Annotated in this window: 6 protein-coding genes; 4 read left to right on the top strand and 2 right to left on the bottom strand. The window is 72.3% G+C overall.

What is annotated here, in order from left to right:
- Positions 1 to 7 precede the first annotated feature (7 nt).
- Together ABZ562_RS19775 and ABZ562_RS19770 are read left to right on the top strand one after the other, a co-directional pair.
- Complete coding sequence (locus tag ABZ562_RS19775) at positions 8 to 973, top strand: MoxR family ATPase (protein WP_361481024.1); 966 nt, start codon at positions 8 to 10, stop codon at positions 971 to 973.
- Positions 973 to 4464 carry a tetratricopeptide repeat protein gene (locus ABZ562_RS19770; RefSeq protein ID WP_361481021.1) on the top strand — a complete coding sequence of 1164 codons (3492 nt, stop codon included), beginning with the start codon at positions 973 to 975 and terminating at the stop codon, positions 4462 to 4464. The genes ABZ562_RS19775 and ABZ562_RS19770 overlap by 1 nt, the downstream gene beginning before the upstream one ends.
- 168 nt (positions 4465 to 4632) lie before the next feature.
- Here the strand turns inward: ABZ562_RS19770 and ABZ562_RS19765 are convergent, their stop codons facing one another.
- On the bottom strand, positions 4633 to 5970 hold the full coding sequence (locus ABZ562_RS19765; protein WP_361481018.1) for a hypothetical protein: 1338 nt from the start codon (positions 5968 to 5970) through the stop codon (positions 4633 to 4635).
- 491 nt (positions 5971 to 6461) lie between these two features.
- Here ABZ562_RS19765 and ppdK point away from each other — a divergent pair, with 491 nt between their 5' ends.
- Positions 6462 to 9188 (top strand): pyruvate, phosphate dikinase, encoded by a 2727-nt coding sequence (gene ppdK / locus ABZ562_RS19760; protein WP_361481015.1) that lies wholly within the window; start codon positions 6462 to 6464, stop codon positions 9186 to 9188.
- Positions 9189 to 9597: 409 nt separating this feature from the next.
- Positions 9598 to 10695, top strand: coding sequence for a helix-turn-helix domain-containing protein (locus ABZ562_RS19755; RefSeq protein WP_361481012.1), 1098 nt, complete (start codon positions 9598 to 9600; stop codon positions 10693 to 10695).
- Here the strand turns inward: ABZ562_RS19755 and ABZ562_RS19750 are convergent.
- Entirely contained in the window at positions 10681 to 12171 is a 1491-nt protein-coding gene (locus tag ABZ562_RS19750; RefSeq protein WP_361481009.1) for an amino acid permease, read from the bottom strand. The two genes, ABZ562_RS19755 and ABZ562_RS19750, sit on opposite strands and share 15 nt — an antisense overlap.
- Between the last annotated feature and the right edge of the window lie 23 nt (positions 12172 to 12194).

Below are 12194 nucleotides of genomic sequence, written 5' to 3'. Positions count from 1 at the left end.
GAAGAAGATGGCACAGGACTGGAGGCTCTTCCAGGGCGGCGCCACCGAGCCCCATGAGGTGACGGCCTGGCCCCCCGCCCCGCCGTGGCGGCGCTTCGGCGACGATCCGCGGCGCCGGGGCGAGGACCAGGGGCGTGGGCTGCCGTATCTGATCTCCGACGAAGACCGCGACGTCGTCAACATGGCGCTCCACCTGCACCGCCCGCTGCTGGTCACCGGCCGGCCCGGCACCGGCAAGTCGACCCTGGCCCATGCCATCGCCCGCGAGCTGATGCTGGGCGAGGTGCTGCACTGGCCGGTCAACAGCCGCTCCACGCTCACCGAGGGCCTCTACTCGTACGACGCGGTGGGCCGACTGCGCGAGGCCTCCCTCAAGCGGCACGTCGACGAGACCGCCGGATCCGAGCCGGACATCGGCGACTATCTGCGGCTCGGCCCGCTCGGCACCGCGCTCCTGGCCGCCGGCCAACCGCGTGTTCTGCTCGTGGACGAGCTGGACAAGGGCGATGTGGACCTGCCCAATGACCTCCTCACCGTCTTCGAGGAGGGCGAGTTCGAGATTCCGGAGCTGGCCAGGCTGGGGGAGGGGAAGACGGTCCGGGTGCAGATCGCCGGTTCCCGGGAGAAGGCCGGGATCACCAGCGGCTGGGTCAGCTGCCGCGTCTTCCCCGTCGTCATCATCACCAGCAACGGCGAGCGTGAGTTCCCTCCGGCGTTCCTGCGCCGCTGCGTACGGCTGGACCTCAAGCAACCCGATGAGCGGCAGCTCCAGCAGATCGTCACCATGCATCTGGGCGAGGAGGTCGGCGCACGGGCCCAGGAGCTGATCGCCGACTTCGTGGCCCGGCGGAACGAACGGGAGCTGGCCACCGACCAACTGCTCAACGCGGTCCGGCTGCGGTCCTCCGGGGTGCGCGTCGACCACGACGTCCTCGACAAGCTGTTCCGCTCGCTGAACGAAGCCGACGCGTAATGATCGAGCGGCTGTGCGCGCTGCTGGAGGACGCGGGGGTCGAGCTCTCCGAGGAGGAGCTGCGCGACGTCCTGTGGTTCGCCGCGACCACGGCCCCGGCGCGGGGCGAGGGGGAGGGCGAGGAGCGGGCGCCGTCCCCGGGGACCGCGTCCGCTCCCGCGCCCGGCGCGGTCGGCGACGACGAGGGGAAGGCCGCCCAGCGTCATCCCGTCGGGGCGCACGCCGCGGATGACCCCGGGTCCGGCCCCCTCGCCCCCGCCGGGTTCTACGCCGCGGGCGCCGCCCGCTCCACCGCGGCCCGCCCGGCCCGCCCGGCGCGCGGCGTCGGCGTCCGCGGCGTGCGGGCGCTGCCCGCGGCGCGCGGGCTGTCCCGCGCGCTGCGACCACTGCGGCGCAGCGTGCCGTCGCGCACCTCCTTCTGCGTCGACGAGACCGCCACCGCCGAGTGGATCGCCGAAACCGGTCTGCCGGACGTGGTGCTGCGCCCCCGCCCGGAGCGCTGGCTGAGCGTCGCCCTCATCGTGGACGACGGCCCGTCGATGGTCCTGTGGCAGCAGCTCGCCGCCGAGGTGCGCGGCCTGCTGGAGCGGCAGGGCGCCTTCCGCTCGGTACGGACCTACGGTCTGGACAGCGCTGAGGACGCCCAACCGGTGCTCACGGCGCGCCCGTACGCCCCCGGCGCCCCGCGCCGCACCGCACGCCAGCTGACCGACACCTCCGGCCGCACCGTGATGCTGGTCCTCTCGGACGGGGTGGGCCCGGGGTGGCGCGGCGGCGCGATTCCGCGTCTGCTGCGCCGCTGGGCCCGCCACTCGCCGGTGGCGGTCCTCCAGCCGCTGCCCGCGCGGATGTGGCCGGAGCGCGGCATGCCCACCCAGCGGCTGCTGGTCGACGCGGGCGGCCGGGAGGGCGCGCCGGGCCGTGCGCTGTCCGTGCGCCACCCGGTGCTGCCACGCGGCCTGGTGTCGTATGACGGCAAGACCCCGGTGCCGGTGCTGGAGCTGGCCGAGGGCGAGCTGGGCGCGTGGGCGGCGCTCACCGGGACGGGCGGCGGTGGCGCGGCGCTGCCGGTGATGCTGCTGGACGGGGCGGAGAAGCCGGTGGCCGAGCGGGCCACGGCCCATGTCCCCGAGCCCACGGCCGAGCGGCGGCTGCGCCGCTTCCGGGAGGCGGCCTCGCCCGAGGCCCAGCGCCTGGCCGGGGCGCTGGCCACCGTCCATCCGCTGACGCTGCCGGTGATGCGGCTGGTCCACCAGGCGGGCGCGGTCCGCGCGGAGCGCTTCCACCCGGCGCAGCTGGCCGAGGTGTTCCTGGGCGGGCTGCTGCGCGGGCGGGAGGGCGGCGCGGAGGAGTACGAGTTCCACCCGGGGGTCGCGGACCTGCTGCTGGACGCGGTCCGGACCTCGGACGCGCTGGAGACGGCGGCGCAGGTCACCGAGTTCCTGCTGCACCGGCAGGGCAGCGGTCCCGAGTTCCGCGCCCGGCTCTCCGGCGACCACGGCGACTCCCGCGTCGCCGACGAGGCACGCCCCTTCGCGGCGGCGTCCCCGGAGCTGCTGCGGCGGCTGGGGCTGCGGGACGAGGACCTGCCGCCGGAGGTCGAGGAGCCCGTACGGCGGCCGGCGGAACCGGCCGCCGCCTCCCCGCCCCGCTCCTCCGCCTCCACGCGCGTCCGGTCGGCGCTGATGGCGGTGGTGCGGCGGATCGCGGCGGACGAGGGCCTGCCGGGGTCGGTTCGCGAGAGCGTCGAGAAGGTACTGGCCGAGGCCGACGAATGGCGGGAGGAAACCGGCTGGGTGGGCGTGCGGACGCTGCCGGGCCTGGCCAAGAGGCTCGTCGAGGCCGGGTGGCGGGCGTACGCGGATGAGCTGGGTGTCGTGGTGCGGGAGCAGGTCGCCGGGCTGGTATCCGCTGAGGATCTCGAATCCCGGGACCTCCGGGGACACATGGCGCTCACGCTGAACGGGCTGGGGCAGCATGACGAAGCGGAGTCCCAGTTGCGTGCGGTGGTCGAGATCTCGGGGAGGGTCCATGGCGAGGAGCACCACTACACGCTTTACGCCCGCGGCTACCTCGTCGACCTGCTGGACGACGCGGAGCGTACGGCGGCGGCGGAGGAGGAGTGCCGGACCCTGATCGAGGCGTGGGAACGGCGGTTGGAGGAGGACAACCGGGACACGGTCCTGCCGTTGCGCAGGAAGCGCGGAACGCTCCTGCTGTCGTTGCATCGCCGGGAAGAGGCCGAGCAGGAGTTTCGCACCGTGGTGAGTGGCTGGCGCGAGCTGAAGGGGCCTCGGGATTACGGCACCATCAACGGGCGTTACTGGCTGGCCGGCGCGTTGCGGGACTTGGGGCGCTATGACGAGGCCGAGGCCGAAATGCGGTCCGCGGTCGAAGACTGCGGCCCGGCCGAGTCGGAGGTGGACTCCGCCTTGCTGCGGGCGCTCTCCGGTCTCGGGGAGACGCTGGATGCCAGGTTGCGCAACGAGGAAGCCGAGGCGCTGTGGAGCGACCTGATCGACCGGACGGCCGCGCGTCTGGGGCCCAGGGACTGGCGGACTCGTCGGGCGCGTCGTGGCCGCTTCAACCGGCTGCGCCATCTGGGACGGTTCGCCGAGGCGGAAGTCGAGCTCGACACGCTGACGGAGGAGACGATCAGCGTGTTCGGGGAGCGGCACAGCGAATCTTTGATCAATCTGCGTCTGCGGGCGTTCCTGCTGGAGGACCAGCAGCGGTATGAGGAAGCGGAGGCGACGTACCGTCAGCTCCTGGAGCGGGAGGCCGCCGTGTTCCACGGTGAGCATCCCAGCACGCTCTCGACGCGCCATTGCATGGCGGCCAGCATGCGCATGGCGGGGCGGTATGACGAAGCGCTGGCGCAGTTCACCCAGGTGCTCCAGGACCGGATCCGGGTGCTCGGGGCCGATGCGTCGGCCACCCTGCTGACGCGCCATGGCCGTGCCAAGACCCTGGCCCTCCTCAAGCGTCCGGCCGAGGCCGAGGCCGAGTTCCGCGTGACCATGGAGGCCGAGGCCAGGGTGCTCGGGCGTGACGATCCGCAGGCGCTGTCGACCATATTGCAGCTGGCCATGGCGGTGCGTGACCAGGAGCGTTTCGAGGAGGCCGCGCCGCTGTTCCGCCAGGTGGTCGAGGGGCGTACACGGGTGCTGGGCGCGGAGGCCGTGACGACGCTGACGGCTCGGCACAGCCTCGGCTATGTGCTCCTCAGGCTGGACCGCTTCGCGGAGGCGGAGCGGGAGATCCGGGAGACCTGGCAGAGCCGGCAGCGCGTGCTGGGACCGGAGGACGCCGGCACCCTGTGGACCCGCTACAACCTCGCCACCGCGCTCAAGGGCCTCGGCCGCCTCGACGAGGCCGAGGCCGAGTGGCGGGCGGTGCTGGAGGTGAGCGAGCGGGTCCTGGGCGACGAGGACAGCTGCACGCAAAAGACCCGCGAGGCGCTGGCCGGGCTGGCCGGGGGAGAGGGCTGAGCGGCCTTAGAGGGCGCGCAGATAGGTGGGGCGGCGTCGCGGGGCGATGGGCGGCGCCTGGCGGCGTTGTCGTCGGTCGACGACGCTCCGCGTCGCCTCCCTCCTCCGCCTTGCCATGCTTGCCCCTCGCCCCGCTCCTTCCTCCACCCCACCTATCCGCGCGCCCTCTTACCCGTCGGCCGCCACCGCCAGGTCCAGCGCCAGGGCCGCCGTCCAGCTGAAGTCCCGGGTGCCGCGCGGCTCCTCCGTGTACGGGTCGACGTACTCGGCGAACCCGGAGGCGGCGGCCGCCTCCAGGGCGGCGGACCGCAGCGCGTCCGCCTCGGGGGAGGCGCCGTGCAGCCGCAGGCCGCGTTCCAGGAGCCAGTTGACGTTGAACCAGGCGGGGCCGCGCCAGTAGCGGGCGGGGTCGAAGGCGTGGCCCCGCAGGTCGTAGCTGGGCACCAGGCGCACCGAGGTGCCAAGACCGAAGTGCTCGCCCGTGGCCGTACGCAGCAGCGCCCCGGCCGTGGCCCGGGGCAGCTCGGGGACGAGCAGGGGCAGCAGGCCCGCCGCGCTCCGCTCGGGGATCAGGTCCCCGCCGCGCACATCGCGGCACAGGAACAGCCCGGTGGCCGGGTCCCAGAGGCGGTCCAGCAGGGCGGCCGTCAGGCGGGCGGCCCGGGCGCGGTGCGGGCGGGGATCCGCGCCGACGGTCCGGGCGATCTCTGCCAGGGCGTGTTCGGAGGCGATGAGCAGGGCGTTGACGCCCGGGTCCTCGACCACGAAGCCGAGCGCGTCGGCACGGTCCTCGTAGCCGCCGTCCCGGTAGTCCGCCGCGAGCCGTACGTAGCGCCCGTAGTCCAGGTCCGTGGGCCGGTCGGCGGCCGCGCCGTGGTCGAGGTCGGCGCGGCGGAACGCCTCCGGCGGGGCGGGTTCGACGCGGGCCAGCGGGGCGTCCCAGCAGGGGCTGTTGTCCATGCCCGGCTCCCAGGGGTGGACCACGGACACCAGCCCGCCGCCGCCCAGGTCGCGCCGGTCGGCCAGATAGCGGTGCCAGGCGGCGAGCCGGGGGTACGTACGGGCCAGGAAGCCGGACCGCTGCGAGGCGTGCGGGTCGGCGCGGTGCACCAGCAGGCAGGCGAGCGCGTGCACCGGCGGCTGGATGATCCCGGAGGTGGCGACGCCGGGCGGGGCGCCGCCGGAGGGGCCGGCGTCGGTGGCGCCCGGGGGCGGCCGCCAGAAGTCCGGGCCCGGGAAGTAGGCGCCCGGCGGCACCGCGGGGTTGTAGACGATGTGGGGGACGCGTCCGTCGTCCCACTGGGCCGCGAGCAGCGTTTCCAGTTCCCGCTGGGCGCGGCGTACCGAAAGATGACGCGATCCGATCGCGATGAACGCCGAATCCCAGCTCCACTGGTGGGGATAGAGGCCGCGGGAGGGGACCGTGGAGGAGCCGGTCCAGTTCTCGTCGAGGACGCGCCGCGCGCCGGGCACCACCTGCGCGAGCGCACGTCGGGCGCTGGTCACGGGCCCTCCTCAGCATGGCGTGTAGGGGCACCCTACCGGCCCTGTCACCGTCGCTCACCTGCGCATCGCTCATTTGAGCGAGCATCCCCTCGTTATGTCCACATGGCGAGATGAGGCATTCTGGAGGGGGTGATTCTCGCCACTCTGATCAAGGTGCCGCTCAGATGAGCGGAAGTGAAGGGGCGGTGCGGCGGTCGCCCGCTGCGCTCACCTCCTCAATGCGTGGCACTCAGTGTCACCCTATCGATGTTCGAGACCTCGAACCAGTGATAACGCACCGTAGTGATCGCCCGCCTCGTCATATGCGTGGCGTGTGCATGTGTTCGACTCTTGAAGGGGTGGCCCGCGTCACTCCTCTCGGCGGCGCACTTTCGAACACGTGGCAGGCGGGTGGTTACGGCCGAATGACGGTGGAGTGGACATACTCAGGAGCCTTCGATCTGGGTACGCTCCCCGCCGTCAGGGCAGCCGAGCCGAGGAGATCGAGTCCCGTGCCGGAAACACAAGATCAGCAGAAGTTCGTTTACGACTTCACCGAGGGCAACAAGGATCTCAAGGACCTCCTCGGCGGGAAGGGAGCGAACCTCGCCGAGATGACCAATCTCGGTCTCCCCGTGCCACCGGGATTCACCATCACCACCGAGGCGTGCAAGGTCTACCTCGACAGCGGTTCCGAGCCCGCGGCCCTCCGCGACGAGGTGAGTGCGCACCTCGAAGCCCTCGAGGGGAAGATGGGCAAGAAGCTCGGCCAGGCCGACGACCCGCTCCTGGTGTCCGTACGCTCCGGCGCGAAGTTCTCGATGCCCGGGATGATGGACACCGTCCTCAACATCGGCCTCTCCGACGAGTCCGTCGCCGGGCTCGCCGCGCAGGCGGGCGACGACCGGTTCGCGTGGGACTCCTACCGCCGCCTCATCCAGATGTTCGGCAAGACCGTGCTGGGCGTGAACGGCGACCTCTTCGAGGAGGCCATCGACGCGGCCAAGCAGGCCAAGGGCGTCACCGTCGACGTCGACCTCGACGCCGCCGACCTCAAGAAACTGGTCGCGGAGTTCAAGACGATCGTCGCCCAGGAGACCGGCCGCAGCTTCCCGCAGGAGCCGCGCGAGCAGATGGACCTCGCCGTACGGGCCGTGTTCGACTCCTGGAACGGCGACCGCGCCAAGCTCTACCGCCGTCAGGAGCGCATCCCGCACGACCTGGGCACCGCGGTCAACATCTGTTCCATGGTCTTCGGCAACCTCGGCCCCGACTCGGGCACCGGCGTCGCCTTCACCCGCGACCCGGCCAGCGGCCACCAGGGCGTCTACGGCGACTACCTGCAGAACGCCCAGGGCGAGGACGTCGTCGCGGGCATCCGCAACACCGTTCCGCTCGCCGACCTGGAGCAGATCGACAAGCGCTCGTACGACGAGCTGATGCAGATCATGGAAACCCTCGAGACGCACTACAAGGACCTGTGCGACATCGAGTTCACCATCGAGCGCGGCAAGCTGTGGATGCTGCAGACCCGGGTCGGCAAGCGCACCGCCGGTGCCGCCTTCCGGATCGCCACCCAGCTGGTCGACCAGGGCCTGATCGACGAGGCCGAGGCGCTGCGCCGGGTCAACGGCGCGCAGCTCGCGCAGCTGATGTTCCCGCGCTTCGACGAGGAGGCCGCGGCGGGCGACGCCGTACGGAAGATCGGGCGCGGCATCGCCGCCTCCCCGGGCGCCGCCGTCGGCAAGGCCGTGTTCGACTCGTACACGGCCGTCAAGTGGTCCCGCTCCGGTGAGAAGGTCATCCTCATCCGCCGCGAGACCAACCCCGACGACCTGGACGGCATGATCGCCGCCGAGGGCATCCTCACCTCCCGCGGCGGCAAGACCTCGCACGCCGCCGTCGTCGCCCGCGGCATGGGCAAGACCTGTGTGTGCGGCGCCGAGGACCTGGAGGTCGACACCAAGCGCCGCCGCATGATCGTGCCGAGCGCGGACGGCAAGGACGACCTGGTCATCGAGGAGGGCGACGTCGTCTCGATCGACGGCTCCTCCGGCAAGGTCTACCTCGGCGAGGTCCCGGTCGTCCCCTCTCCGGTGGTCGAGTACTTCGAGGGCCGGATGCACGCGGGCGCCGACGACGCCGACGAGCTGGTCGCCGCCGTGCACCGGATCATGGCGTACGCGGACCGGGTCCGCCGCCTGCGGGTACGGGCCAACGCCGACAACGCCGAGGACGCCGCCCGCGCCCGCCGCTTCGGCGCCCAGGGCATCGGACTGTGCCGCACCGAGCACATGTTCCTCGGTGAGCGCCGCGAGATGGTCGAGCGGCTGATCCTCGCCCACACCGAGGAGGATCGCGACGCCGCCCTCAGCGAGCTGCTGCCGCTCCAGCAGAAGGACTTCGTGGAGCTGTTCGAGGCGATGGACGGGCTGCCCGTCACCGTCCGGCTGCTCGACCCGCCGCTGCACGAGTTCCTGCCCGACATCACCGAGCTGTCGGTGCGCGTCGCGCTCGCCGAGTCCCGCAAGGACCACAACGAGAACGACCTGCGCCTCCTCCAGGCCGTCCACCGGCTGCACGAGCAGAACCCGATGCTCGGCCTGCGCGGCGTACGCCTCGGACTCGTCATCCCCGGCCTGTTCGCCATGCAGGTGCGGGCCATCGCCGAGGCCGCCGCCGCCCGCCGGGCCGCCAAGGGCGACCCGCGCGCCGAGATCATGATTCCGCTCGTGGGCACGGTGCAGGAGCTGGAGATCGTCCGCGAGGAGGCCGAGCAGATCATCGCCGAGGTCGAGCGGGCCCACGGCGTGGACCTCAAGCTCTCCCTCGGCACCATGATCGAGCTGCCCCGGGCCGCGCTGACCGCCGCCCAGATCGCCGAGTCCGCCGACTTCTTCTCCTTCGGCACCAACGACCTCACCCAGACCGTGTGGGGCTTCTCCCGCGACGACGTCGAGGCCAGCTTCTTCACCGCGTACCTGGAGAAGGGCATCTTCGGCGTCAGCCCGTTCGAGACCATCGACAAGGACGGCGTCGGCTCCCTGGTCCGCGACGCCGCCCGGGCCGGTCGCGCCACCCGCCCCGACCTCAAGCTCGGCGTCTGCGGCGAGCACGGCGGCGACCCGGAGTCCGTCCACTTCTTCCACGAGGTGGGCCTGGACTACGTCTCCTGCTCCCCGTTCCGCATCCCCGTAGCCCGCCTGGAGTCGGGCCGCGCGGCGGCCAACGGCCGGTAGAGCCACCGGAGTCGGCGCCGGGAACACCCACCCTCACCCGGCGTCCGGCCCCGGCTCTCAAAGGGGGCGGCACCTTGTGCGGAGGTGCCGCCCCCTCTCACTCCCCCCACGGGAGCCGTTGCCGCCCGGCATCGGATCGGGCGGCAACAAGTGCCCTGTCGCCGTCGCACACTCGTCACCCCCCACGGGAACGAGCAATACGGCCCAGAGCACCGCCTGTTGAATTACGGACGGACGTCGGTGGAGTTTCCCCGGCGCGTCCGGTTTTCCCGGAGAACAGCTTTCCTCTTGGACGGCTCGTAGCGCTCCCCCTTTCACATCTGGCCAAAAGGGCGTGGTCACTGACCGTGCCAGCGTGCATACTCAACGGTGGTCGGGGGGCGGTCACCATGTCACTTGTGAGGGTCTGGTGCTACGTGTTCATTTCAGTGAACTCGATCTGGCCCGGCTGCGGATGGCAATCCGCCCGGACGCACTCTGGGAGACCGTCCTAAGTTTCCACCGGCTGCGCGAGAACCGCGCCGAGACCGTATACGGGGAATGGCGCTCGGAGGCGCGTAACCGACTCAACGGCGAAGGGCGGCTGCTGGCCCCGCTCATTCCGTCGCGGGGCTATTTCCCCGACTTCCTGACGCCCGCCGAAGGCGTCATCGGGTGCGACGCCGCCATGGACGCGCTGCACGCGACGCCCGCCGAGCGGCTGCACTCCGAAATCGACCGGCTGACCTCCGCCCGGGCCCTGCCCGGGTGGATACGCGGGCTGGCGCAGGGGGAGCGGCGGCCGCTGGACCGGTTGGTGAGCGCGTTGCGGTCGTATCACGAGGCCGTCGTGGCGCCGTACTGGACGCACATACAGGCCCGTATCGAGGCGGACCGGGTGGTCCGTGGGCGGGCCCTGCTCGACGGGGGCGCCGATGGGCTGCTGGCCTCGCTGCCGCCGACCATGCGGTGGCGGCCGCCCGTGCTGGAGGTGGACTATCCCGTCGACCGGGACCTGAAGCTGCTCGGCCGGGGGCTGTTGCTGCTGCCGTCGTTCTTCTGCCGGAGGACGCCGGTGACCTACCTCAACCCGGAGCTGACCCCGGTCCTGGTCTACCCCGTCGAGCACGCCCGGAGCGGTGTTCCCCAGCAGCCCCGGGCCGGCAAGGCGCCCGCGCCCGCCGCGCCCGGCCAGACGCGGGTCCTCGGCAAGCTCGTCGGCCACACCCGCTCGGCGGTGCTGCTGGAGGTCGGCGGCGGCTGTACGACGAGCGAACTCGCCCGCCGGGTCGGCGTATCGCTGGCCTCGGCCAGCCAGCACGCCAGCGTGCTGCGCGAGGCGGGGCTCGTGCACACGCTGCGCCAGGGCGGCGCCGTCCTGCACACCCTCACTCCGCTGGGCGCCGCCCTGCTGCGCGGCGGCGCGCCCTCCGACCGGGCGGCGCTCGGCGAGCACCGGGCCGCGGCGTACCCGCAGGTGGCCACCCGCGCGGCGACGGGGACCCGGGGGTCGTCACGGCGTGGCTGAGGGCACGCGTGACGGTTCCGCGGCCAGTTCGCCGGTGGCCACCTTGCTGTGCCGACGGCCCCAGCAGAAGTAGATCAGCAGCCCGGCGGCCATCCAGCCGAGGAACCGCGCCCAGGTGATCAGCGGCAGGCTGCCCACCAGCAGCAGGCACAGCAGCACCGCGACGGCCGGGACGACCGGCACCCACGGGGTGCGGAAGCCGCGCCGCAGCTCGGGCCGGGTCCGGCGCAGGTGGACGACGCCGGCGCACACGACGATGAAGGAGGTCAGCATGCCGATGTTGCCCAGTTCGGCGAGGTCGCCGATGGGCAGCACGGCGGTCATGAAGGCCACCAGCAGCCCCAGGGACCAGGTGATCCGGCGCGGGCTGCGGGTGACCGGGTGGACATGGGAGAACCAGGCGGGCAGCAGCCGGTCGCGGCTCATCGCGAGGAACACCCGGCTCTGCCCCAGCAGCATGATCATCACCACCGTGGTCAGCCCGCAGATCGCGCCGATGCCCACGATCCGCACCGCCCAGTCGGCCCCCGCCGCCTTCAGCGCGCCGGTGATGGGCGCGGCGTTGTCCAGCCCGGTGTAGTGCTGCATGCCGGTCACGGTGAGCGCCACCGCCACGTACAGCACGGCGCACACGGCGACGGTGGACATCAGCGCGATCGGCAGGGTGCGCTGCGGCCGCTTGGCCTCCTCGGCGTTGCTGGCCATGATGTCGAAGCCGGAGTACGCGCCGAAGACGATCGCGCCGCCGGTCAGGATCCCGGCCGTGCCGAACGTGGCGTCCGCACCGAGCCCGGCCCATCCCAGCAGCGGCTGCTGCCACATGTCGCCGTCGCCGCCCACCGGTTTGGCCTCGGGGATGAACGGCGACCAGTTGGCGGGGTCGATGTGGAACGCGCCGACGGCGAGGAAGATGACGATGGCCGCCAGCTTCACCACCGTCATGACCGTGTTGATGCGGGAGGTGGTGCGCACACCGGAGGCCAGTACGGCGGTGAGCACCAGGATGACCAGCACCGCGGGTACGTTGACCGTCGCGTCCGGACCGGAGACCGAGGCGGGCAGATGGATCCCGAAGGTGGCCAGGAAGTCGGTGACGTACTGCGCCCAGCCGCTGGCCACCGCGCCCGCGCCCATCGTCATGTCGAGGATGAGGTCCCAGCCGATGAGCCAGGCCACCAGCTCGCCCAGCGAGACGTACGCGAAGGTGTAGGCGCTGCCCGCGACCGGGACGGTGCTGGCGAACTCCACGTAGCACAGGGCGACCAGGGCCGTGGCGACCGCGCCGATGGTGTACGAGAGCGCGATGCTGGGCCCGGCGAAGTTCGCGGCGGCGGTGCCGGTCAGCACGAAGATGCCCGCGCCGATGGTGACGCCGATGCCCATGAGGGTGAGTTGCAGCGGACCCAGGGCCCGGGCCAGCCGGGTGTCGGGGCCCGCGGCGTCCTCGATGGTCGCCTCGATGGATTTGGTGCGCATGGTGGTGCTCGCTTTCTGCCCGT

This window comes from Streptomyces sp. NPDC019937 (assembly GCF_040631655.1).
Classification (GTDB): domain Bacteria; phylum Actinomycetota; class Actinomycetes; order Streptomycetales; family Streptomycetaceae; genus Streptomyces.
Note: the sequence above shows the minus strand (reverse complement) of the source record. Positions and strands in the feature narration are given on the sequence as shown.